The sequence below is a fragment of the Nocardia sp. genome, assembly GCF_025465275.1.
GTDB lineage: Bacteria > Actinomycetota > Actinomycetes > Mycobacteriales > Mycobacteriaceae > Nocardia.
The window spans coordinates 20971-42790 of the sequence record NZ_JAODNK010000195.1; the positions used below are offsets into that span (position 1 = coordinate 20971).

General features: G+C 65.1%; 25 protein-coding genes and 1 tRNA gene. 13 read left to right on the plus strand and 13 right to left on the minus strand.

Going from position 1 to position 21820, the window contains the following annotated elements:
- The 3 genes from JWN03_RS40245 (at position 1) to JWN03_RS40255 (ending at position 2664) form a co-directional block, all read left to right on the plus strand.
- A complete protein-coding gene (locus tag JWN03_RS40245) occupies positions 1-696 on the plus strand; it encodes an MBL fold metallo-hydrolase (RefSeq protein ID WP_297626989.1) in 696 nt (231 codons plus the stop codon).
- A 119-nt stretch (positions 697-815) separates the two neighbouring features.
- A complete protein-coding gene (locus tag JWN03_RS40250) occupies positions 816-1394 on the plus strand; it encodes a YdcF family protein (RefSeq protein ID WP_297627050.1) in 579 nt (192 codons plus the stop codon).
- 1 nt (position 1395) lies between these two features.
- A complete protein-coding gene (locus JWN03_RS40255) occupies positions 1396-2664 on the plus strand; it encodes a deoxyguanosinetriphosphate triphosphohydrolase (protein ID WP_297626992.1) in 1269 nt (422 codons plus the stop codon).
- 32 nt (positions 2665-2696) lie between these two features.
- Here the strand turns inward: JWN03_RS40255 and JWN03_RS40260 are convergent, their stop codons facing one another.
- From JWN03_RS40260 to JWN03_RS40270, 3 genes are all read right to left on the minus strand, one after another.
- Positions 2697-3374 (minus strand): energy-coupling factor ABC transporter ATP-binding protein, encoded by a 678-nt coding sequence (locus JWN03_RS40260; RefSeq protein ID WP_297626995.1) that lies wholly within the window; start codon positions 3372-3374, stop codon positions 2697-2699.
- On the minus strand, positions 3371-3919 hold the full coding sequence (locus JWN03_RS40265; protein ID WP_297626997.1) for a biotin transporter BioY: 549 nt from the start codon (positions 3917-3919) through the stop codon (positions 3371-3373). The genes JWN03_RS40260 and JWN03_RS40265 overlap by 4 nt, the downstream gene beginning before the upstream one ends.
- Before the next feature lie 154 nt (positions 3920-4073).
- The gene (locus tag JWN03_RS40270) at positions 4074-4664 is read right to left on the minus strand and encodes an energy-coupling factor transporter transmembrane component T family protein (RefSeq protein ID WP_297627000.1); all 591 of its coding nucleotides are present in this window, start codon (positions 4662-4664) and stop codon (positions 4074-4076) included.
- A gap of 207 nt (positions 4665-4871) precedes the next feature.
- Between JWN03_RS40270 and dnaG the strand changes: the two genes are divergently transcribed.
- Entirely contained in the window at positions 4872-6806 is a 1935-nt protein-coding gene (dnaG, locus tag JWN03_RS40275) for a DNA primase (RefSeq protein ID WP_297627003.1), read from the plus strand.
- A 16-nt stretch (positions 6807-6822) separates the two neighbouring features.
- Here dnaG and JWN03_RS40280 read toward each other — a convergent pair whose 3' ends face one another.
- A complete protein-coding gene (locus JWN03_RS40280) occupies positions 6823-7068 on the minus strand; it encodes a hypothetical protein (protein ID WP_297627006.1) in 246 nt (81 codons plus the stop codon).
- Between the two features lie 182 nt (positions 7069-7250).
- Here JWN03_RS40280 and JWN03_RS40285 point away from each other — a divergent pair.
- Positions 7251-7323: transfer RNA gene (locus tag JWN03_RS40285), tRNA-Asn, on the plus strand.
- 739 nt (positions 7324-8062) lie between these two features.
- On the opposite strand, the gene JWN03_RS40290 is transcribed toward JWN03_RS40285, so the two are convergent.
- Entirely contained in the window at positions 8063-8746 is a 684-nt protein-coding gene (locus JWN03_RS40290) for a GntR family transcriptional regulator (RefSeq protein ID WP_297627009.1), read from the minus strand.
- Positions 8747-8835: 89 nt separating this feature from the next.
- On the opposite strand from JWN03_RS40290, the gene JWN03_RS40295 reads away from it, so the two are divergent.
- Positions 8836-9369 (plus strand): YbhB/YbcL family Raf kinase inhibitor-like protein, encoded by a 534-nt coding sequence (locus JWN03_RS40295; RefSeq protein WP_297627011.1) that lies wholly within the window; start codon positions 8836-8838, stop codon positions 9367-9369.
- Positions 9370-9455: 86 nt separating this feature from the next.
- On the plus strand, positions 9456-10298 hold the full coding sequence (locus JWN03_RS40300) for an SDR family NAD(P)-dependent oxidoreductase (protein ID WP_297627014.1): 843 nt from the start codon (positions 9456-9458) through the stop codon (positions 10296-10298).
- 117 nt (positions 10299-10415) lie between these two features.
- On the opposite strand, the gene JWN03_RS40305 is transcribed toward JWN03_RS40300, so the two are convergent.
- Positions 10416-10880, minus strand: a complete 465-nt coding sequence (locus JWN03_RS40305) for a hypothetical protein (protein ID WP_297627017.1) — start codon at positions 10878-10880, stop codon at positions 10416-10418.
- Positions 10881-11082: 202 nt separating this feature from the next.
- Positions 11083-11829: an SDR family oxidoreductase gene (locus tag JWN03_RS40310; protein ID WP_297627019.1), complete on the minus strand. Its 747-nt coding sequence runs from the start codon at positions 11827-11829 to the stop codon at positions 11083-11085.
- A 44-nt stretch (positions 11830-11873) separates the two neighbouring features.
- Between JWN03_RS40310 and JWN03_RS40315 the strand changes: the two genes are divergently transcribed.
- Positions 11874-12236 carry a MerR family transcriptional regulator gene (locus tag JWN03_RS40315; protein ID WP_441343151.1) on the plus strand — a complete coding sequence of 121 codons (363 nt, stop codon included), beginning with the start codon at positions 11874-11876 and terminating at the stop codon, positions 12234-12236.
- Between the two features lie 329 nt (positions 12237-12565).
- Here JWN03_RS40315 and JWN03_RS45670 read toward each other — a convergent pair whose 3' ends face one another.
- A complete protein-coding gene (locus tag JWN03_RS45670) occupies positions 12566-12790 on the minus strand; it encodes an AAA family ATPase (protein ID WP_366914548.1) in 225 nt (74 codons plus the stop codon).
- A 9-nt stretch (positions 12791-12799) separates the two neighbouring features.
- On the opposite strand from JWN03_RS45670, the gene JWN03_RS40320 reads away from it, so the two are divergent.
- Both JWN03_RS40320 and JWN03_RS40325 read left to right on the plus strand, forming a co-directional pair.
- Complete coding sequence (locus JWN03_RS40320) at positions 12800-12925, plus strand: hypothetical protein (RefSeq protein WP_297627022.1); 126 nt, start codon at positions 12800-12802, stop codon at positions 12923-12925.
- Complete coding sequence (locus tag JWN03_RS40325) at positions 12907-13185, plus strand: hypothetical protein (RefSeq protein WP_297627024.1); 279 nt, start codon at positions 12907-12909, stop codon at positions 13183-13185. Before JWN03_RS40320 ends, JWN03_RS40325 begins: the two co-directional genes overlap by 19 nt.
- Positions 13186-13356: 171 nt before the next feature.
- On the opposite strand, the gene JWN03_RS40330 is transcribed toward JWN03_RS40325, so the two are convergent.
- The 4 genes from JWN03_RS40330 to JWN03_RS40345 all read right to left on the minus strand — a co-directional run bounded on the left by JWN03_RS40330 (position 13357) and on the right by JWN03_RS40345 (position 18242).
- Positions 13357-13725, minus strand: a complete 369-nt coding sequence (locus JWN03_RS40330; protein ID WP_297627028.1) for a hypothetical protein — start codon at positions 13723-13725, stop codon at positions 13357-13359.
- A 152-nt stretch (positions 13726-13877) separates the two neighbouring features.
- Entirely contained in the window at positions 13878-14144 is a 267-nt protein-coding gene (locus tag JWN03_RS40335) for a hypothetical protein (RefSeq protein ID WP_297627030.1), read from the minus strand.
- A gap of 297 nt (positions 14145-14441) precedes the next feature.
- On the minus strand, positions 14442-15938 hold the full coding sequence (locus JWN03_RS40340; protein WP_297627033.1) for an MFS transporter: 1497 nt from the start codon (positions 15936-15938) through the stop codon (positions 14442-14444).
- 870 nt (positions 15939-16808) lie between these two features.
- Positions 16809-18242: a carotenoid oxygenase family protein gene (locus JWN03_RS40345; RefSeq protein ID WP_297627036.1), complete on the minus strand. Its 1434-nt coding sequence runs from the start codon at positions 18240-18242 to the stop codon at positions 16809-16811.
- Positions 18243-18312: 70 nt separating this feature from the next.
- Between JWN03_RS40345 and JWN03_RS40350 the strand changes: the two genes are divergently transcribed.
- The 3 genes from JWN03_RS40350 (at position 18313) to JWN03_RS40360 (ending at position 20680) form a co-directional block, all read left to right on the plus strand.
- On the plus strand, positions 18313-19005 hold the full coding sequence (locus tag JWN03_RS40350) for a TetR/AcrR family transcriptional regulator (protein WP_297627039.1): 693 nt from the start codon (positions 18313-18315) through the stop codon (positions 19003-19005).
- 234 nt (positions 19006-19239) lie between these two features.
- A complete protein-coding gene (locus JWN03_RS40355; protein ID WP_297627042.1) occupies positions 19240-19851 on the plus strand; it encodes an esterase/lipase family protein in 612 nt (203 codons plus the stop codon).
- A gap of 37 nt (positions 19852-19888) precedes the next feature.
- Positions 19889-20680, plus strand: coding sequence for a thioesterase family protein (locus JWN03_RS40360; RefSeq protein WP_297627044.1), 792 nt, complete (start codon positions 19889-19891; stop codon positions 20678-20680).
- A gap of 25 nt (positions 20681-20705) precedes the next feature.
- Here the strand turns inward: JWN03_RS40360 and JWN03_RS40365 are convergent.
- The coding region (locus tag JWN03_RS40365; protein WP_297627047.1) for a glycosyltransferase at positions 20706-21820 on the minus strand (1115 nt) is incomplete at its 5' end.

Consider the following 21820-nt stretch of genomic DNA (forward strand, 5'->3'; position numbering starts at 1 on the left):
ATGACTACGATCGAGGACGTGATCACGATCGATTCCCCGTACACGGGTCATGTCGCTCCCGGTTCCAACCCGCAGCAGCGGGCCGTCGCGGGCGCCCGCATCGTGAAGATGTCGGTCGGCGCCATGGACAACAACGTGTACCTGGTGCAGTGCGCGAATACCGGTATGACGCTGCTCATCGACGCCGCCAATGAGGCGGAACGCATTCTGGAACTGCTCACCCAGGAAGCCCCCGGCGGAGTCGAGTTGCTGGTCACCACGCACCGGCATCCGGACCACTGGTGGGCCCTGCAGGATGTGCTGGCGGCCACCGAGATTCCCAGCGCCGCCCACGAACTCGACGCCGAGGGGCTACCCGTGCCGCCGACCCGCCTGCTCACCGATGGTGACAAGGTGCGCATCGGCGACCTCGAGCTCGAGGTCATCCATCTGAGCGGGCATACGCCCGGCTCGGTGGCGCTCGCCTGCACCGACGGTGACGGTCGCACCCACCTGTTCACCGGTGATTCGCTGTTCCCGGGCGGGGTGGGAAAAACTGGTACGCCCGAGGAATTCGCCTCACTGCTCGGCGATGTCGAGTCCAAACTGTTCGCCCGCTACCCGGACGACACCGTCGTGTACCCGGGCCATGGCGCTGATACCACCCTCGGCGAGGAGCGCCCGCAAGTGCCCGAGTGGCGGCGGCGCGGTTGGTAAAGCTCCGGAACCGCGACCCCGAGCCCGCCTTGGCGCCCGCACCGGTCGATGAGCGCCCGGGTGGTTTTGCCGTGGGCGCGGCTCGCTGGGCGCGCAGGCTGCTGGTCGGCGGGCTGCTCATGGTGCTGCTGGTGGTCGGCGGCACCGCGGTGCGGGTGTGGCAGGTCGCCCGCATCGATAATTACACGCGGGCGGACGCCATCGTGGTGCTCGGCGCGGCCCAGTACGACGGCACCCCGTCCTCGGTCTTTCAGGCTCGACTCGATCAGGCGCACAAGCTCTTTCAGAAGGGCGTCGCGCCCATGATCGTCACCGTCGGCGGAAAACAGTTGGGCGACAACTACACCGAGGCCGCCTCCGGCAAGATCTATCTGAAGGATCTCGGCGTCCCGGCCGAGCGCATCCTGGCCGTGGAGACCGGCTCGGACACCCTGCAGAGTGTGGAAGCCGTCTCCAAAGCGCTTCTGGCCCGGGGTAAATCCTCGGTGGTGCTGGTGAGCGACCCCTGGCATTCCCTGCGCACCCGGACCATGGCCCGGGATGCCGGACTCTCGGCGTGGACCGCGCCGGTGCGCACCGGGCCCGCGGTCTACACGCGGGAATCGCAGGCGCACGGCATATTCCGCGAGACGTTCGCGCTGCTGTGGTACCAGCTCACCCACTATTCGGCCGATTTCACCTACACGGCGGAGCAGTGACATGAGTTCGCGCATCGATTACGACCAGGTCTACAGCGATCATGATCGGGAACGCCTGGTACCCGAGACCGAACGGACCGCCGGGCTGAGCTGGTCACCCGCACCCGCCCGGCGCAGTGAATTCGCCCGCGATCGCGCGCGGGTGCTGCATTCGGCGGCACTGCGGCGGCTGGCGGACAAGACCCAGGTCATGGGCCCGCGCGATGGTGATACGCCGCGCACCAGGCTCACCCACTCCCTCGAAGTCGCGCAGATCGGCCGCAGTATTGCCGACGGTCTGGGCTGCGATCCGGATCTGGTCGATCTGGCCGGGCTCGCGCACGATATCGGGCATCCGCCGTACGGGCACAATGGCGAAACGGCGCTGGACCAATTCGCTGACGCACACGGCGGTTTCGAGGGCAATGCGCAGAATTTGCGCATTCTCACCCGGCTGGAGCCGAAGGTCTTCGACGAGCACGGTAATAGCTACGGGCTCAATCCGACCCGGGCCGCACTCGATGCCGTCATCAAATACCCTTGGGGCAGAACAGGTCCCGGAACCAAATTCGGCGCGTACGACGTGGATATGGACCGGATGGCGTGGGTGCGCAAGGGCGCGCCCGATCGCCATCAGTGCCTGGAATCTCAGGTCATGGACTGGGCCGACGATGTCGCGTACTCGGTGCACGATGTCGAGGACGGCATCATTGTCGGCCGCATCGACCTGCGCGCCCTGGCCGATCCGATCGAGCAGGTCGCGCTCGCGGAAATCGGTGCGCGCCAGCACAAGTCGCCGACCGCCGACGAACTGATAGCCGCTGCCGGGCGCCTCTCCGAACTGCCGGTGGTCAAGGCCGCGACCGCCTACGACGGCTCACTGATCGCCTCGGTTGCCCTGAAACGTCTCACCAGCGACCTGGTCGGCCGCTTCGCCACCGCCGCCGTGGAGGCCACCCGCGCCGCCTGGGGTGGTCGTCAATTGCGCCGCTACACAGCAGATCTCGAAGTCCCGCGCATAGTGGCCGCCGAGGTCGCCATCCTCAAGACCATGGCCCTGCGCTACGTGCTCTCCGACCCCATCCACCAGGTCCGCCAGGCCGGCCAGCGCGAACGCATCCACCTGGTCGCCAACCACCTCCTCAATGTCGCCCCCCGCGGCCTGGACCGCCTGCTGCTGCCGTGGTGGGAAGAGGCGGCCGACGACACCGCCCGCGTTCGCGTCATCGTCGATCAGATCGCCTCCTATACCGAAAGCCGCCTCGAGCGCGTCGCCGCCGTAATTCCCTGAAGCTGACCGGCAAACTGCCCCGTTGAGCTGGATCAGATTCGGCAGCGGTCCACATAGCGCGGAATAGTTTCGGCGGGTAGGCCGTCCTCGACCAGGCGCCCTTCGTCGAAGACGAGCACACGGTCGAAGTCGGCGAGCAGATCCAGGTCGTGCGAGATCACCACGATCTGCTGTGGAAGTTCTTGCAGCAGTTGGGAAATGCGGCGCTTATTACGCAGATCCAGCAAGGTTGTGGGTTCATCGAAGATCACGTAGCGCGGCCGGACCGAGAGCACTGCGGCAATGGCGAGTAGCTGTTTCTGGCCGCCGCTGAGCAGATGCGCGGGGTGATCGCGGAAATCGCTGAGGCCGTATTCGGCGAGCACCTCCGAGACTCGTTCGGGGATTTCGGTTCTGGTGAGGCCGTGGTGTTTGAGGCCGAAGGCCACATCCTCGGCGACGGTGGGCATGACGATCTGGACGTCGGGGTCCTGGAAGACGAAGCCCACCTGGCGGCGAACGGCCTTGCCCTGCTTGCGGGTATCGAGACCGTCGACCCGAACCTTGCCCTCGGTGGGCACCTGCAAACCGTTCAGCAATCGCGCGAACGTGGATTTGCCCGAGCCGTTCGAGCCGATGACGGCAATGCGGTTTTCGGTCAGCGTCAGGTCGAGGCGCTGCAGTACCTCGCGCTCGCCGAAGCGGTGGGAGACGGCTTCCAGTTCGATCATGCGCGCGCCGGAATCATCGGATAGGCCCGGCGCACCGCAATGGCGGCCAGTGATCCGATGACGGTCTTGACCACATCGCCGGGCAGGAATGCCACCGAGGTGACAATGGCCTTGTGCAGCGGCAGATCCGCTGCCACCGCCATCCAAGGCACGCCGATGGCATAGAGCACGAGCGCGCCGCCCACAAAGTTGATCGCCACGGCAACGGGCAGGTTGTAATGCTTCCACAGCCTTTCGGTGAGCACACCGATCACCAGCGCACCGATCGGATAAGCAATGATGAATCCGCCTGTGGGACCCATGATCACCGACAGCCCGCCGCGCCCGCCCGGCAGCACCGGCAGGCCGGCCAGCACAAGCACGTCGAACAGCAGCATTGCCAGTGCACCGCGCCGGGCTCCCAGAATTGAACCGGCGAGTACTACGCCCAGTGTTTGCGAGGTGAACGGCGCGAACGCACCCGGTAGCTGGATGAGCGGGAAGAACCCGAGCACCACCATGATTGCCGCGAACAGCGCTATCTGCGCCAAATCCCTACTACGCACTTGCGGCATTCTATGGGGACAGGGGTTCGGGCAAATCCGGCGCATCCGGCGGGAGTATCGGCACTGTCAGAAATCGGCATGAGGCGGCAAAAATTGCCGCTTCGCTACGATCTCTGACCGCGCAGGCCGGTTGACCTTGATCGGCCGTCGCCCATCAATCCAACCCGCGAGCATCGAGCGCCTCGCCGACCTGATCCGCCATGCGCAGTGTGCGAATCAGCAGCGGGACGAGGAAGACCGTGCTGCGCTCGATCCCGCGAGCACGTTGGGCGGCGCGCACCATCTCGGCCTGTTCGCGAATGACCGGAATGAATCGAATGGTCATGGCCACCAGCAGGCCCACGCGGTCGGGCCGCACGCCCAGGGGTTGCAAAGGGCGCAGCGCTTTTTCGATGGTCTCGATCATGGCGGAGGTGCGAGTGGTCAAGGTCACCAGATTGGCCAGCAACACCAGAGTGAGCACCCGTTCACCCACCAGCACGCCACTCTGCCAGCCGGTGAAGAGAACTTGCGCCAGCATGATCAGCGCCAGAAAGGGCGCAATCCCAAGTACCGACCGCCCGGTCACTCGCCACGGAATGCGCGCCACCCGATACAGCCCGAGCGCCACTACAAGCGCCACACCCAGCCACACCATCGACGACACGAAGAACAGCCCGGTCCCGGTCACAGCCAGCACCAGCAACTTCACCCCGGCAGGCGCGCTGTGCACCGGCGTCCGGGCATCGTGAAACAGGCTGAGCACCGCTAAATCCTGGCAGACCGGAGCGTTGCAGCGTGAAGCGCTCCGGTTCTTCGATACGCAACGACTGATTTCGCAAGGTCGGGGTAACTCCCCGGGTACGTCCAAAATCGAGTGGGTTCCGAACCGCCGCTACGCGTGCTCAACGGTCAACGGCTCCCAGGCCGTGCGCCAAAGGTTCGGGGAGCCGGTACAGCTAGACTCGCCTGCGTGGCCGGCCGACTTCCAGACCGCGATATAGCGGCGATTCGTGAACGTGCTCGGATCGAGGATGTGGTCGGCGAGTACGTGACGTTGAAGCGTGCCGGTGCCGACTCCATGAAGGGGCTCTGTCCCTTCCACGACGAGAAATCTCCGTCGTTCCATGTGCGTCCGAATCACGGTCATTTCCACTGCTTCGGCTGCGGTGAGGGCGGCGATGTCTTCGCCTTCCTGCAGAAGATCGAGCATGTGGGCTTTGTCGAAGCGGTCGAGCAGGTGGCCGATCGTATCGGCTTCAAGATCAACTACGAGGGCGGCGGCACCTCGGTGCAGCGCGACCACGGCACCCGCTCACGCCTGGTCGCCGCCAATGCCGCCGCACACGAGTTCTATATGGCACGGCTGGGGGAGCCCGACGCCGAGGCGGCCCGCACGTATCTCACCGAGCGCAATTTCGACGCCAATGCCGCCCGCCAATTCGGCTGCGGCTTCGCGCCCGCCGGGTGGGACACGCTCACAAAGCACTTGCTCCGCAAGGGTTTCGACTTCAAGGAGCTGGAGGCGGCGGGGCTGTCCAGACAGGGCCAGCGCGGCCCGATGGACCGCTTCCATCGCCGGCTGCTGTGGCCCATCCGCAATCTCGGCGGCGATGTGATCGGCTTCGGCGCGCGCCGGCTCTTCGATGACGACACCATGACCGCGAAGTACGTCAATACGCCGGAAACGGTGCTGTACAAGAAGTCTCAGGTGCTGTTCGGGCTGGATCTCGCCAAGCGCGATATCGCCAAGGGGCATCAGGCCGTTGTTGTCGAGGGCTACACCGATGTGATGGCCATGCACCTGTCCGGCGTGAAAACCGCTGTGGCGTCCTGTGGTACGGCCTTCGGTGACGAACACCTCGCCATGCTGCGCCGCCTGCTCATGGATGACAATTTCTGGCGCGGCGAGATCATCTACACCTTCGACGGTGATGCGGCCGGCCAGGCGGCAGCCCTGAAAGCCTTCTCCGGCGACCAGAAGCTGGCCGGGCAGACCTACATCGCCGTCGCCCCCGACGGCCTGGACCCGTGCGAACTGCGCCAGCGCAGCGGCGACGGCTCCGTGCGGGATCTGGTGGCGCGCCGAGTCCCGTTGTACGAGTTCGTGATCCGCGGCCAGCTCGCCGAACACAATCTGGACACCCCCGAGGGCCAGGTGGACGCGCTGCGTCGCGGCGTGCCGGTGGTGGCGCAGATCAAGGACAATGCGCTGCGCAAGGCGTACGCGACCAAGCTCGCCGGTTGGGTCGGCTGGGACGACATCCAGATGGTGGTCCGGCGGGTCGGTGACGAGGCGCGCAAGAACGCTCGCGGACCGGCCTCGGCCACTCCCACTCGCCGCGGCGCCGGTGCGGAACGGGATGCGTCACAACCGGTTACCCCACCACCCGCGGCCCTGCCCAGCCCGCGCGATCCGTCGCTGATCGTGCAGCGCCAGACGCTCACCGCAGCACTGCAGTACCCCGCATTCGCCGGACCGGTCTTCGATTCGCTGGAACCCGAGGCCTTTACGCATCCTGCCTACAAGGCGATGCTCGCCGCTATTGCCGGAGCGGGCGGCACCGGCAAGGGTCTGGGCGGCGCGGAATGGGTGGCCGCGGTGGCCGACAATACCGACGACCTCACCATGCGCTCCCTGGTCTCGGAACTGGCCGCGGAGCAGCTGCCGGTGAAAACCGAAGCCGATATCCCGCGTCTGGTCACCGGGGTCCTGGCCCGCGTCCAGGAGGCATGGGTCGGCCGCCAGATCGCCGAACTGAAGTCCAAGCTGCAGCGCATCTCCTCCACCGAACAGCCCGAGCCGTACTTCGCGCTGTTCGGCGACCTGGTGGCGCTGGAGCAGTACCGCAAGAGCCTGCTCACGCAGGCCATGGGCAATTCTTCCGACTTCAACAACGGCCGCTAGCGCGCGGCCGCACTCCCTACCGTCGCAGCTGGTCGTGCGGCACCAGAATGGTGGTGCGCTCGTCCAGCGGAACCATGGGCTCCAGCTTGGGCTCCGTACTCAGCTTGTCCGACAGCTTCTGCCGCCCGACCTGTACCAGCTTCCGAGTGACGGGGCTCTCACCGATCGCACGGGTCGTCTTACTGATCTGCTCGTACCGCACCCGCCCGGCCTTCGCGCCGAGTACATACCCGGCAGCGACACCGATGATCAACCGCAGCATCTCGAGAAGCTCCTCCCATAGGCCTGTCCGCGCCTCTATCCTGCCCGACACCCCACCCCCCTGTCGATCCGCCTCTCCGTACGTTCTCATCAACATGTGCCCAGGTAGAGACACGATTTGGGAAGTGAACAACCGATACGCTAAAGTTTTCTCCGGTCGCCCGAGAGGGTAACCACCGCCATTCCCCTATAGCTCAATTGGCAGAGCAGCCGACTGTTAATCGGCAGGTTGTTGGTTCGAGTCCATCTGGGGGAGCAAGAATAAGCCCCTGACCAGGAAATCTGGTCAGGGGCTTTCTTTGTTCGGTCCGCTGATCCGACCCCGTCCCAAAAAACCCCAAGAATTCGCCGCCGACGTTTTGTTGACCGGTCCTGTCGACGTGCGGCGAGTCATCCAACAGCGCCACTATGGTGGCGCGTCCGTCCCGGTGTTGTCGGTTGCGGGGGTCTGGTGGCCGACGTGTGCTGTCCCGGTGTGAGACCGAGTGTTGTCGGTCTGCGATGAGTGTGATGAGCCTGCGGTTCCAGTGCTGGAATCGCAACGAGATGATTGCTGTTGCATGGTGTCTCGATAGTCCGAGCTGGGTAGCGTTTGGGCACTGGCTATTTCGAGCAGGGCTGGTCCTGCATCGCCCCGGATCGCTCGGGGTTCTTGATCATCGTCGACGGCGTCCGTATATCCATGTTGGGTCGTCAGCAGTGTTTCTGGGATATCAGTCCTCGTCGGTGCACTGCGAGGTGGCTGCGCAACGCGCTGATTCGGAACCGAAGGGCTCTGGGTGGGGGTTGTCGTAGCCGAGTATCGTGCACCGTGTCAGCCCGGTCACGCTCTAGACCCTCTTACGGATCGCACGATCGACCCGACTCGGAATGCCGGGTTGTCACCGTCGCATGGCGGTTGGCCAGTAGGTCTACTCGTCTGATTCACCGTCATCTGTAGCTTCGGAGACTGTGACCGTGCGACGCTCGTGAATTGAGTCTGTTCGTCGGACGTGTCAGCCTTCCTGCTCTGCCAGTACGGCCGTCGTCAGGGTGAGATGTCGAGTCAATATGTCGGCAGCGGTGTCGGGCTCACGAGCCAGCGCCGCCTCCTCCAATCGGCGATGCTCGTCAACGCCGTCGCGCTCAGGGTTACGGTGTGCCGACCAGCGGCGGGCCAGCTCGCTCGCGACCCACAGCCGGTCGAAGGTTTCCAGCAGCACCGGGTTGCCGCACCCTTCCAAGAGTGTGCGATGGAACACCCGATGCGCCTCGGCCCATCCTTCGCTGTAGTACTCGCCGTCCGCCGGGGTGAATGCCGGTGTGCGCGCCAAGCGGTGGTGGGCAGCTCGCACGTCGCCTTCCCAGTCGACGTCACCGCGTTCGATCGACATGCGTAGCAGGACTGGCTCGATGGTCCGGCGGGCCTCTCCGATCTGTTGCCAGCGGTGCGCGGAAAAAGCTGGGACCGCGAAGCCGCGATTGGTCAGCCGTTCGGCCAGGCCCTCGCCAACCAGCCGCACCAGCGCCTCGCGCACCACAGCCAGGCTCACACCGTGTTGCCCGGCTAGATCCTGCGGCTTGAGCGCGGCACCGGGCGCGTACTCGCCGCGCATGATCGCGTTGCGCAGTTGTGCGTAGACCTGCTCGGAAAGCATCTGCTTCGCCGGCTGGGCTGGGTTGGGGATTGTCCGAGTCATCACTCGATCATAGACGATTTGACAAATCATCGATTATTTCTGTTATCGTCGATCTTGCACATCCGGTACGACTCGAAAGGCGCGACACGATGAGCGCAAACAATCCCTTCGCCCGCCTCCCCGAGGCAGCGGCATTCACGGTCACCAGCACCACGGTCAGCGACGGCGCCGCCTGGCCGCCCGCGCAGTGGTCCTCCGGCGCCACCGGCGGCAAAGACGTTTCCCCGCAGTTGAATTGGAGCGGCGCCCCAGCAGGTACCAAGAGCTACGCCGTGACCGTGTACGACCCCGATGCCCCCACCGGCTCCGGCTTCTGGCACTGGGCCGTCGCCAACATCCCGGCCACGACCACGACCCTTCCCGAGGGCATCGGAGACGACACGGGCAGCGGCTTACCGATCGGCTCCTTCCAATTGCCGAACGACGCGCGCCTACCTCGATACATCGGTGCGGCACCCCCGGCCGGGCACGGTAAGCACCGCTATTTCGTCACCGTGCACGCTCTGGATGTGGACGACATCGGCATCGCGTCCGACTCCACGCCGGCTCTGCTCGGATTCACTATCGCCGGCCACATCCTGGGCCGAGCCACGCTCGTCGCCACGGCCGAGACAACGCAGTGAATTCGGGTTCGAATCGCGCTCGACCTGACCGCAACTTCGGTCAGGATCCGGACCAGGTACGGGATTTGAGACTTCAAGGAAACACTATGAGCGACAACAATATCGACCGCATGGACGATCGAACTGTGCTGATCACGGGTGCGACGGACGGACTCGGTCGCGAACTCGCGGTGCGACTCGGCGCAGCGGGTGCCCGGCTGATCCTGCACGGCCGCAACCCAGATCGGGCCGCAGCGGTCGCCGTCGAGGTAACCGCCGCGAGCGGACACGCTCCGCTGATCATCCTGGCGGACCTGTCGCGTATCGCGGAGGTGGACCGGCTGGCCGACGAGATCATCTCCCACACTTCGCGATTGGATGTGCTCGTGAACAATGCCGGCACCGGCGGCCGGTCGGATGGGAAACGCGAACTCAGCGCCGACGGCAACGAATTAGTTTGGGCGGTCAACCATCTGGCCCCATTTCGGCTGACGCGGCGACTGCTTCCGCTGCTACAAACCTCGGCTCCGGCGCGGGTGGTGAACGTAGCCTCCGCCGGACAGCAGGAGATCGACCTCGACGATCCGACCCCCGAGCACAACTACAACGCATATACCGCCTACTGCAGAGCCAAGCTGGCGATGATCATGGCGACCATCGAGTACGCCGCGGAACTCGACGGAACCGGTGTCACCGTGAACGCACTGCACCCGGCCACCCTCATGGCGACAACCATGGTGCGCGAATCCGGCGTCACCCCGATCAGCACTGTCGCCGAAGGCGCCGACGCGACCCTTCGACTGATTTGCGATCCGAGCCTGTCGCAGATGACAGGCCGGTATTTCAACGGCACCAGGCAGAGCCATCCGCACACACAGGCCGACGATCCGAAGGCACGCCGTCGCCTGCTCGAAATCAGTGACACCACAGTCATTTCGGCGGTGGGCTGAAGGTAGTGGGCCGGTAGGTACGCCTCACGTGACCTATCGGCCCACCACCCCGAGTCTGCAGACTGTGTCCATCATTGAGCACACTCTCATGCCGCGCCCCGCGCGTTGGTCGGGTGATCAGGTGCGGGCGATCGTGGGAGCGAACCTCCGCTCCCATACCTCCCGGATCGCCACTGCCACAAGAACCACCAGCAAGGCGGTAACCGGCTCGAGATGGAAGTTCCAATGTCCACTCGGCAGTGCGTACCAGATCAGTACAGCCGCCGCGAATGGCACCGTCACGGTGATGGCTCCGGCGGCGAACTTCCGCACTGCCACCGCTTCTGCAAGTGCTGTCAGCACCAGTAGGCAAAACCCGATCAGTGAGATAGGGCCCATCTGGTCGAACCCGTCCGATGGCAGATAGTCCGCGTACCGCCGGGGCACATCGGTCAGAGGCGTATAGGCATCCCAGCCGAAATCGTCCTCCGCGCCGCTGCCGAACCAGGTGATGCCCCCGCCAAGCATGGCTGCCATAACGAAGACCCACCAGAACGCATGACCTGCGATATGCGCCGTCCGGAAAGCCTGGTATCGAGTCATGCACTGCAACTTAGGACAGCGGCATCCTGGCCCACGCTCATCGATACCACGACGCGCCGATCTGCGAGCTGGCTGTATACGGGCATAGTGAGCACCCATGCCGCGACCCGCGCGTTGCGAACCGGCCAGCGCGGGCGCCGGAAGATCAAGTGGCCGTGTGCATCCGAGGCCGGCCGAACGCACCCTATTGCCGATGAGCCTGCTATCCAGCGTGGTCGTAGGTGATCTGGGGTCCCCCTTGTCGAATGGTTGCTACCTGTGGGTAGAGGAGTGCCGGGTCGTCGCCGAGGCGTGCTTTCCATGCCGCGGTCTGCTCATCGGCGAGCACCTCGAGTGCCCTGTCTTGTAGTCCGTCGAGTGCCCGGCGCGCGATCAGCTCGGGATCGGTCTTGTCAGTGTCGATGGTGGCCATCATGTCGGTATCCACGCTGGCCATGGCTAGCCCGGTGACCTGGGTGCCCTGGCCGGCGAGTTCCAGACGGATGCCGTTGGTCAGGGCCCAGGCGGCTGCCTTGGAAGCGGAATAGCTATTGGAATGCTCATAGCCCATCCAGGCCATTACCGACAACACATTGAGCACCGCCCCGCCGCCGCCCGCGGCCAGTACCGGTGCGAAGGCGCGGACCATGCGCAAGGTGCCGAAGTAGTTGGTCTCCATCTCTTTTCGGATATCCGGCATCGCGCCGTCGGTGAGCCGCGCGAACGTGGACACACCCGCGTTGTTGATCAGCAGTGTCACATCATCGGCCGCTGTCGCCGCGGCGGCGACGGACGCATCGTCGGTGACATCGAGCTGGATTGCCACTACGCCGGGCAGGTCGAGATCCTGCGGTCGGCGGGTGGCCGCATAGATCTTGGCGGCGCCCCGGCGCTGTAATTCGGTGACGAAGCGTCGTCCGATGCCGCGATTGGCGCCGGTCACCAGGGCTATCGAATTCTTGATTTCCATGACCGCTACGCTAGAACCTCACGTTGACGTGAGGGGCAAGCCTGATGGGTAAGACGGCACATCCGATGCGCATCGGAGAACTCGCGCACCGCACCGGCGTCAGTGTGCGCGCTTTGCGGTACTACGAGGAGCAACAGCTGCTCGTCCCCGAGCGCACCGCCTCCGGCCAGCGGGTCTACACCGAGGAAGCGGTCGAGCGGGTTCGCATTTTCCAGCAGTTCTACGCCGCTGGGCTCAGCAGCCGCACCATCGCTAAGCTGTTGCCCTGCATCGACACCGGCCACAGCACCCCCACCCAACGCGACGAGCTGCTGACCGAGCGCGACCGCCTCGCCACCCACATCGATACCATGACCCACGCCCTGCGCCGACTCGACCAACTCATCACCGCTGCCGACCCTCGCTGAGACCTTCAGCGCTCTCGGCACCGCCACACTCGCCAACCCGAATCCTCCTGCCCTGGAACATGACTGACGAGCTGATCCGCCAACCGTGTGACTCGGGACGGAAAGTGGCGGTGTTCTCGCGCCATCAGATGGCGTAATCCGTGATCAATCACCGCTGAAGCCGGAAATCGTCGTAAACCCAGTTCACCGCAACGACTTACGACCCAGCGAGCAGGCCAGGACGAGCCAACGACCAAGTTGAGGTACACAAGCTGACGGCGACCGAGTCGAGCTCGTTCTCGACCTGCTCGGCGCCCGTGCAGAGCACAGCAGCTCGGCATATCAGGAATCTATGACCACATCGACCGGTGACCTCTGAGCCACCTTCCACGCTGTGTCGATCGCGATCCACCGAGTTCCGGTACCCCGACCGCATTTTCGAGGCAGCCGACCAGCGCCTCTCTGACGGTGTCCTTGGACAGGAACCAGGCGTCCATGGTTCGGGCCACTGCGCTACCCAGGGTTGTCTTGCCCGAGCCAGGTAGGCCGTTCACGAGTACGAGGAGTCGGTCCATCGAACGATCATGACCGACGCCGAACGCGGACGGGCCGAACGCGCTATCTTGCCGCTGGTCGTGCTGTTCGAACCGGCCAGTGGCGCGAGAGGTTTTCGATGGTTCATCCTGGGCCGGTGGATTCGGATCACCTGATCGAGATCGACCTGTCGGATGACGAGCGCGATGTGCTGCGTTGCGGGCTGAGCGAGTGGGGCGGGCCAGCGCGGTGCAGTGACGCGCTCGCGGTGGCGATGGGCGTTCAGAGCCAGAAGCAGGGTCGGTCACGAGCGGCCGCAATGCGCGGTATCGGTGTCACCCTTCCCATCGATCTACCGCATCGAAGAGAATCCGCGGTCCTGTGGAGCCCGGACCGGTACCTGCTCGATGCCGCAGTCGACCGGCTCGACCGCTAGCTGCCGTCCAGGACGAGACCGTCATAGTCGCGGAAACCCACACCGAACACACTATTCTGCCGCATATCGCGCTGACCGATCCGGCCAGCGCGGAGCCCCGGAAGGGCAAGTGGCCGGTCCGACGACCGGCCAAACGCCTGCAGCAGCCGAATGGCATGAGCGCGTGGGCGGTCAGAATTCCAACTGGGCATCAAGTCGACCGATGATCGCGCGAAGGTCGCGCGCGCTGCGGGGTGACATTGCTGAGACCACGATGTCGAGCAGGTCGCGGGCCTCCACCGGACTGCCACAGCAGAAGTCGTGCACATCCCCGTACTCGTAGTAATGCCACAGCTCGCGGGCGGGACGGCGAACGTGGTTCTTCCACAGGCGGACTGCATTGCCGACATCCCCTGGCCGCAGGTAGTTCCGGGTGCGCTCAAGGCGAGCGATCTCGGAACTCGCTGACGACGACAGTCCGTCGATAACGGAGGCGGCACCCTGGGATCGGGGCCTGAACGCAGCGGCGGCCCGGACCTCGCACGGGCGGTTACGCGGCATGGGCCTTTCGGCTGGAGATCATGTCGAACATGATGCCACGATACGAACCCTGGCGAACACACTTTAGCCGCGTAGCGCGCGGTTCGAAACGGCCACGGCCTAGCGGCCGGCGGGCCAGATGCGTTGTGGCTCATCATGTCCGGTCTTGCCGATTATGTCGTGGGTCCGCCGACTCTGTATCCGTCGAACAGTCGCCCACCGAACTGATCGAGAATCTCGGTGACTGCATCGACCATCGGTTCGATCGCCTCAGCCGCGACCGATTCCACCGCGCCCGCTAGCACCTGCGCGTAGTCGGTTCCCGCGCTTCGATCGAAGGTGTCCAGCTCGCGGTGCAGCCATTTGCCGCTGCCCGTCCACTGCCTGTTCCCGGTAAGCAGCAAATCCGCCGCTGCTTGCCACAACGTGACCGCTACCATCAGCCGCTCGGCAGGATCCTTCGATCCGATGAGGTGTCGAGCAGATCGGTGGTGCGATAGCGAGCGGCTCGTAATTTCCTAGCCATGCCGCCCGCGCCTGTGGGAAGTCGCGCCGCACCAGTTGTCGTGCGACATCAACCACGTCGGTCGTCATCACGCCAGTCTGGCATCGAACCGGTCCCGGCGAGACGCCGGAAACGGCGCAGGCGCCGCGAAGGTGAGCCAGGCCAGTTCCGGCGAACGCACCATATTGCCGATTTCAGCACGCCGTACCAGGCGGCCCTGGTACGGCCGATTTCACTTACCGGTGGACTCCTCGATCTGGTCGTCCGCGCGCTGGGGCAGGAAGAACATCAATGCCCACATCACAATCAACGTGCCACCGACCCACCACAGCACGCCCGTGAACGCGTCACGGTTGAGCGTCCCGTCGGATGAGCCGCCGGTGACGGCGAAGAACACCAGACCGTTCAACGCGATACCGAGCGCGTAGCCCAACTGCAGGGCAGTGTTGAACAGGCCGGAGGCCGAACCGGCGCGTTCATGTGGAACCTTCGCCAGAGTCAGGTCCGCGATCGGTCCGCTGATCATGCCGAGTCCGAACCCGAGCAACAGGACCGGGACAGTCATCGCGAGCAAGGTCGGATCCTTGTGCCCGTTGCTGATCTGGAGCCCGTAGGCCGTCATCGCAGCGAGGGTGATCAGGGTTCCGGTCTGAGGCAGTCGACGCGCGAAACGTCCCGCGGTCTTCGTCGCGAGCATCGCACCGACGAACTCGCCGACCGCGAGCAGCACGAAGGCCAGTCCAGCCATCAGCGCGCTCATGCCGAGACCACGCTGCAGGTACAGCGTCCAGGTCATGAAGAACAATCCGACCAGCAGACCCATCATCAGCTGCGCGGACAGACCACCGGAGAACTGCTTGACTTTGAACAGCGACAACTCCACCAGCGGGGCCTTATCGGCGCGGCGCTGCTGATGGCGCAAGAAGACACCGAGCATGAGCAGACCACCGGCGAGCATGACGAAACACCACAACGGCCAGCCGTGGGCGTGCCCCTCGGTGAGCGGGAAAACGATCAGCACCATCGCGATCGCGGACAGCCCCACACCGACAAGGTCGAGCCGGTCGGCCTTGGCCGCGGTCGACTCGGTGATGAACTTGCGTCCGAGGATGATCACGGCGAGCCCGACGGGCACGTTGATCAAGAAGATCGGCCGCCACGACAGCCCGAACAGGTCGGCTTCGGTGAGCGCGCCGCCCAGCACCGGGCCCACGACGCTGCCCATCGCCAACACCGCTCCGAAGAGGCCGAAAGCCCTGCTGCGATTCTCCCCGGCGAAAGTGACATGCAAGGTCGCCAGAACCTGCGGCATCATCACCGCGGCGGCACCGCCTTGGAGCACGCGCGCGGCGATCAGCATGCCGGGATCGGCCGCGAGCCCGCACAACAGCGAGGCCAGGGTGAATCCGATAGTGCCCAGCAGGAACACCTTGCGCCGGCCGTAGATGTCGCCGAGCCTGCCGCCAGTGATCAGCGCGAGAGCGAAGGTCAGTGCGTAGCCCGCGGTCACCCACTGCACCGCGGCCGGTCCAGCACCGAGGGACTGTTGCAATGTCGGGATAGCGGTCAGGACGACCGAATCGTCGACGATGTTCATGAGCTCGCCGGTCAGAAGGACCGCCAGGGCGATCCTAGCGGTCGTTGTCATCGCTGACGACGCGCCGGACGAAGTAGGGGTAGAAAGCTCGGGGATGTGCTCGGGCTCGTTGTCGAGCGTGGAAGAGCTCACGGTGGGACTCCTGTTCCAGGAATCGGGGAGCTCACCGTCGACCAGGGCAAGAAAACTCCAGACCCAGGGCAGACAGCAGAGCTGCACCCGGGAAATAGCGGAAAAAGAATGGGTGGTGACGCAACTCAGGCCAGCGCGACGTCCGCCCCGCACACGTCCGAACGATCAGGACATGGGGGAACTCGGACGGCTACATGGCCTGGGATATAAGTCACCACCTCCAATCCACTTCAGAAAAAAGTCCACTCCTGCCTCCACAGGAAAACATGCGGGGCAAGACCCACTCACCATACGACAACCCGTGGATCCCCCTACACCGGACCTGCGGTGCCCTCCGCGAGATCACGCAGCCAGCGCGTTTTGTGGCTCCAGGCCTCGTCGCAACAACTATCCGCTCATGCCGCGACCCGGGCGTTGGGCCAGGCCGCGGGTCGGCCGACACGCTCGCAGTGGTGTCACCGATCGACTGCAGGTTGACCGTATGGGGTGCTGGTGTCGATCACGTGCCGCTCGACCGCTGTTCGGTGTGGTCGGCGGCACCCGCCCGGACTCGACCCCTGCCCAAGAATTCGCCAAAGATTCGAGTCGATTCTGAGGGTTGCGCGTGCGAACCTGCTGGGTGCATGGGGCATTTCGTGCGTTTTTACTCGACCCCATAAGCGCACTGTGCCCGCAATCATTGGCCTGGCCGGTGCTTTTTCGGGCCTTGTTAACGGCGGGTTGTTGGTTCGAGTCCATCTGGGGGAGCCGATTCGGCCCCTGACCAGCGTGAGAAATCACCCGGTCAGGGGCCGATTCGTTTTCGAGCGCGACGGCCTCGATTAAGTCTCATAAAAAGGCGAGACGCGTCCGTGGTCGCCATGGGTTCGGTCAGGTTGCTGGGACCCAGTTGCCGTGAAAGCCGGCGGGGACTCGGTGGGGGAGTTTGATGCTTGCGACGGTTTCCAATGTTTCGGCGTCGAGGATCGCCAGCTCGCTGGTGTCGGTGGGGGCGTCGTAGACGAAGCCCATCAGGACGCCCTCGTCCTCGGCGGCATCGGGGGTGGACGGCTCGAAGACGAACTCGGCCAAGCTCTTTCCGGTGCCGAAGGAGCGGGCGGTGGTGGTTCCCTTGGCCAGGTCGTGTTTGTACAGCATCGAATCGCCGCTCACGCCGGGTCCTACGGCGGGCACGTACCCGTAGCGGTGCTGTTTGCCTATGCGGCGCTCGTCGATGCGCGGGAACTCCTGGGCGCGGTCGTCGAAGCGGGACTGGCGGACCTTGCCCGCGAGCAGGTCGACCTCCCAGCGGTCCAGGGTGGGTGCGCCGTCGTCGGGGCCGAATCGGTTGGTGTCGAACATCTTCGGATACCGCACCACGTCGAGCACGATGGTGTCGCCGTCTTCGTAGGCATTCATGGGATGGAAGACGTAGCAGGGTTCGATGTCGAACCAGCGCACCGATGAGCCCGATCCGGTGCGCGGTAGGACGCCGATGCGCGCGGGGTGTTTCGGATTCCAGCCGTAGGGCAGGCGACGGTCTCGCGGTGGTGTCGGTTGCCGTGGCGGGGGACTGGGGATCGGTACCCGCCCGATCAGTGCCGACAGCAGCAATCGCGCGGGGAGTCGCAGCCCGCGGGGCACCGTCATTTCGGCGGCCTGGCGTGCATCGAAGGTGACCGGCAGATCGTAGAGCACGACATATTTTTCGGTGAGCGAGAAGTCGTGCATCATCGGTGCTCCGCCGACCTCGATGTCGACGCTGTGGCGGGTGCGGCCGTCCGTGCCGATCACCGAGTACTGCACCTTGTTGCCGCGCAGGAACGAATACGACACCGCGTGCAGCTCACCGGTGTCCGGGTCCCGCTTGGGGTGCGCGGCATATCCACCACCCACCGTGCCGCCGAAATCGCAGACGCCGATGGTGTCGAGCTCATCGGACAGCTCGAAATTAGTCAGGCCCGCTTCGACGAGTGCGAAAGTTCTTCCGGCATGGCCGATTACGTTGGTATTCGCACCGATTCCCGACCCGGCGTGCTGATCGAACAGTGGCTGCTCGCCGAGCGCGACCGAGGTCTGCGGCCCGCGCACCCAGCGATTGCGATACCACTCGGCCCGGCCGTCGCGGATGCGGATGCCGTGCACCATGCCGTCGCCGCCGAACCAGTGGTAGAGCTGCGGGTCGATCTCACCGATGGGATTGGGGCCGTTGCGTAGGTAGCGGCCGTCGAGATGAGGTGGAATGACGCCGGTGACCGGTAGGTCGGTCAGGGTGTACTCGTGCTCGATCGGGGCGAAGCCGCCCTCGAGATATCGATTTTCCATAGCTGGCCCCCAGAGGGAAATAACAGTGTTATGTAGTCTAGGATAACGCTGTTATGGAGGTGTTTCAACAGTGAGTTCCCAGACCGGCTCACCGAATCCGCGCCGCGGCGCGGCCCTGCGGGCGGAGCTGATCGAGGCCGGGATCCGGTTGCTCGAACAGGACGGACCGGAGGCCTTGCAGACGCGGCGGGTGGTGGCCGCCGTCGGGACCTCGACCATGGCGGTCTACACCCACTTCGGCGGAATGACCGGACTGCTGGGTGCCGTTGTGGCCGAAGCCTTCTCACGCTTCGGCGCCGCACTGGCCACCGTCGCGGCGACGGACGACCCGGTGGCCGACTTCCTCGTCATGGGCGCCGCGTATCGCGGCTACGCACTGGCCAATCCGCAGCGCTACCGGCTCATGTTCGGGCTCACCGCACCGCATACCGAACAATCACCGCCGATCTGCGACTTCACCGCCGACAGCCCCGTCGACGCGGTCGGCGCGGAGACATTCGAGCAGCTGGTCGGCGTGGTCGAGCGAATGATCGCCGGCGAACACTTGCGAGCGGATCCGCCGCGCCAGGTGGCGGCCCGCCTGTGGGCGCTCATCCACGGCGCGGTCCTGCTGGAGATGACCGGCAACCTCGGACCCGAAGGACACAGTCAGACAACAGTTCTCCTGCCCGCGACCATCGACCTCCTGGTGGGCATGGGCGCGGCCCGAGAGCATGTGGAGCAGTCGGCACTGAGCGCCCGGCGAACAATCTCGCAGCAGTGAGCATTCGGTGTGAGCTCAGCCGAGCAAGGACCGACTTGTTCATTCAGATGAACTGGGGGCAGGTCGGCGCGGAGTGCGGCTGCTAACTTCGGAGGTGGTCGGGGCTTACCTGGAAGTGGGTTGATGTACTCCCTTGCGCGGATCACGCGATCGGTTGTTGTAATGCTTTGTGTAGCAATGGGACTGGTTGCTGGACATACAACTGCTACGGCGGGTGGGGATTCCCGGAATCCGGTGCTGTTGATAGGCGGGATCTATGCCGATCAGTCGAGGCTGGAAACCCTGCGGGCATGGCTTGGTTCGCGTGGTTACTCCGCCTATTCGATGGTGCTGCTCGGGAATCCCACTGGGACAGCCGCGATTTCGGATTCGGCGCAGGTACTGGCCGATAAGGTCGCCGATATCCGGCAGCAGACCGGTGCGCGGCGGGTGGATCTGGTCGGTCACTCCATGGGCGGTCTCGCACAACGTGATTACGTGAAGTTTCTCGGCGGACTCGATTCGGTGGGGACCTATGTCGACTACGGCACGCCTGAACAAGGTGACGATCTCGGATCGGTCTGCGCCACGGTGTCTCCGGGCTGCCGGGATCTGGTCCCGGGTTCCCCGTTCCTGACTCGGCTCAATGCGGATCCCGCGGTGCCGCCGGGCCTGACCGCCTATCACTTCTTCTCCGAAAGCGCGGGGGCGGAAAAGAATCCGTTGCCGGGTGCGACTAATGCCAGCATCCAGTCGTTCTGCCCCGGCCGGACGGTCTCCCACGGTGAGGAGCCCATCGACGGCGCACTGCAGGAGCTGATCGACTCCGCGCTCCGGGGCGCGCCGCTCGCGACCGGCTGCCCGTAGCAGGCGCCGGAAGGCCCGACGTAGGCTCGGGACCACTATGGACGCCTTCTACCTACCGGATCCCGAGAATCCCGATCGTTTCCACTCCACCGACCTCACCCGTGGCCCGTGGTCGCCGGATGCGCAGCATGCCGGCCCGCCGTCGGCGCTGCTCGGACACGTCATCGAGCGCTGTGCGCCGCGGGACGGATTCCGCATCGGGCGAGTCGCGGTGGAGATCCTCGGTCCGATTCCGATCGCCCCGCTCACGGCCGAGGCACGGGTGGTCCGCCCCGGTCGCAGCGTCGAATTGATCGAAGCCACACTGAGCTCCGATCAGGGCCCGGTAATGAAGGCCAATGCCTGGCGACTGCGCAGCGCCGACCCGGAACTGGACCTGCCCGCCGAGGTATTGCCGACCGGAACCCGCCCCGGCCCGGACCACGCCTCGGGCAGCGCGCGTTTTCCGTCGATGCAGCCGGTCGGCTTCCATACCGCCATCGAATACCGCTTCATCTCAGGCAGTTTCACCGACCCCGGCCCCGCCGTGTGCTGGATTCGCCTGCGCTACCCCATCGTTGCCGGTACCACCCCCAGCCCCCTGGAGCGCACCCTCGCCGCCGCCGACTCCGGCAATGGTGTCAGCGCCGTATTGGACTGGGACCGCTACGTTTTCATCAATACCGACCTCGCCGTGACTCTGCACCGCGAGCCCGTCGGCGAATGGGTCTGCCTCGACGCCGCCACCTACCCGGAGCGTACCGGCGTAGGCCTGGCCGAATCCCGTCTCTTCGACGAGAAGGGCCCGATCGGCCGCAGCACCCAAACCCTGTTCCTCAGCCGGCGCTGAGGCGACTACCCCCGCAGGGGTCGGGTCACAGCAGTGTGAGCAGGCGCGTGGTGATGGTTTCGAGGCTCGGCATGGCGGCCATCTCGGCGGCCACTTCCTGTGCCGCAGTGGCCAGTTGGGGATCGGTGATCAGACGGGTGATGTGGTCCGCGTCGATGCGGCGCGGGGGGACCGAGATCCCTGCGCCGCGGCGGTCGACGAGGGCGGCGTTCCAGCCGCGATCGCCGGTGTCGGGGGTGAGGATCTGGGGCAGGCCGGCGTGCAGCGCGGCGTAGACCGAGCCCGCGCCACCGTGATTGATCATGGCGGTGCAGGTGCGCAGCGCGTCGCTCAGTACCGTCCAGCCGACGGTGCGGATATTGCCGGGCAGGTCACGGCGGCGGCCGATGTCGCTGTCGGGGCGGACTATGACGAATTCGGCATCGACGTGCGGAGCGGCGCGCAGCACGGACTTCAGGAAGGTGGGCTGGTTGTCACCGAGCATGGTGCTGCGGGTGACGAGAATGCGGGAGCGGGACGGTGGGTCCGTCAGCCATGCGGGCAGCGGCGGGCCGGGCGTGGAGAAGGGCACATAACGCATCGGCCAACCGGGAACCTGCACGATGCTGGGCGGCGCGATGCTCAGATCGACGGTATCGAAGATGTGCCGCATGCCAAGTTTCCCGAGTAGGCGGGCGTTCACCTCATGGCCGTGGTCGAGCCCGATATTGTGCAGCACCGCAGGCACATTCAACCGGTCGGCGGCAATGACTGCGGCCGCCGCGAAGGGTTCGTGCACGATCAGGTCCGGCGCGAATCGCTGCGCCGCCGTAATGACCCGCGCTGCCATGCGTTCGTTCACGGAGATGAAGACCCGCGCCGCCACCTCCGGATCGGCCGAGCCGCGTAGCGCGTTCCTGGCGGCGACCGGATGTAATGCCAAGGCCTGGATGGGAACTCGCACACTCATGGGATCGGCCACGGTCACCACCGGCAGCATGTCTCGCAGTGCCGTCACCACCTCGTCGCCCGAACCGAGCAGCACCTCGTGGCCGGCCTCGTGCAGATGCAATGCCAAGGGCAGCATCGGGAAGGTGTGGCCGATCAGCGGCCCGCCGACGAATAGCACTCGCACCGCTGTAATTCCCTTCTCTTCATTAT

What these genes read in the sequence shown, in the direction of transcription:
- JWN03_RS40245 (WP_297626989.1), top strand. Translation starts at nt 1, where the DNA reads ATGACTACGATCGAGGACGTGATCACGATCGATTCCCCGTACACGGGT.
- JWN03_RS40250 (WP_297627050.1), top strand. Translation starts at nt 816, where the DNA reads ATGGTGCTGCTGGTGGTCGGCGGCACCGCGGTGCGGGTGTGGCAGGTC.
- JWN03_RS40255 (WP_297626992.1), top strand. Translation starts at nt 1,396, where the DNA reads ATGAGTTCGCGCATCGATTACGACCAGGTCTACAGCGATCATGATCGG.
- JWN03_RS40260 (WP_297626995.1), bottom strand. Translation starts at nt 3,374, where the DNA reads ATGATCGAACTGGAAGCCGTCTCCCACCGCTTCGGCGAGCGCGAGGTA.
- JWN03_RS40280 (WP_297627006.1), bottom strand. Translation starts at nt 7,068, where the DNA reads ATGCTGCGGTTGATCATCGGTGTCGCTGCCGGGTATGTACTCGGCGCG.
- JWN03_RS40290 (WP_297627009.1), bottom strand. Translation starts at nt 8,746, where the DNA reads ATGACTCGGACAATCCCCAACCCAGCCCAGCCGGCGAAGCAGATGCTT.
- JWN03_RS40295 (WP_297627011.1), top strand. Translation starts at nt 8,836, where the DNA reads ATGAGCGCAAACAATCCCTTCGCCCGCCTCCCCGAGGCAGCGGCATTC.
- JWN03_RS40300 (WP_297627014.1), top strand. Translation starts at nt 9,456, where the DNA reads ATGAGCGACAACAATATCGACCGCATGGACGATCGAACTGTGCTGATC.
- JWN03_RS40305 (WP_297627017.1), bottom strand. Translation starts at nt 10,880, where the DNA reads ATGACTCGATACCAGGCTTTCCGGACGGCGCATATCGCAGGTCATGCG.
- JWN03_RS40310 (WP_297627019.1), bottom strand. Translation starts at nt 11,829, where the DNA reads ATGGAAATCAAGAATTCGATAGCCCTGGTGACCGGCGCCAATCGCGGC.
- JWN03_RS40315 (WP_441343151.1), top strand. Translation starts at nt 11,874, where the DNA reads ATGGGTAAGACGGCACATCCGATGCGCATCGGAGAACTCGCGCACCGC.
- JWN03_RS45670 (WP_366914548.1), bottom strand. Translation starts at nt 12,790, where the DNA reads ATGGACCGACTCCTCGTACTCGTGAACGGCCTACCTGGCTCGGGCAAG.
- JWN03_RS40320 (WP_297627022.1), top strand. Translation starts at nt 12,800, where the DNA reads ATGACCGACGCCGAACGCGGACGGGCCGAACGCGCTATCTTGCCGCTG.
- JWN03_RS40330 (WP_297627028.1), bottom strand. Translation starts at nt 13,725, where the DNA reads ATGCCGCGTAACCGCCCGTGCGAGGTCCGGGCCGCCGCTGCGTTCAGG.
- JWN03_RS40335 (WP_297627030.1), bottom strand. Translation starts at nt 14,144, where the DNA reads ATGGTAGCGGTCACGTTGTGGCAAGCAGCGGCGGATTTGCTGCTTACC.
- JWN03_RS40345 (WP_297627036.1), bottom strand. Translation starts at nt 18,242, where the DNA reads ATGGAAAATCGATATCTCGAGGGCGGCTTCGCCCCGATCGAGCACGAG.
- JWN03_RS40360 (WP_297627044.1), top strand. Translation starts at nt 19,889, where the DNA reads ATGGACGCCTTCTACCTACCGGATCCCGAGAATCCCGATCGTTTCCAC.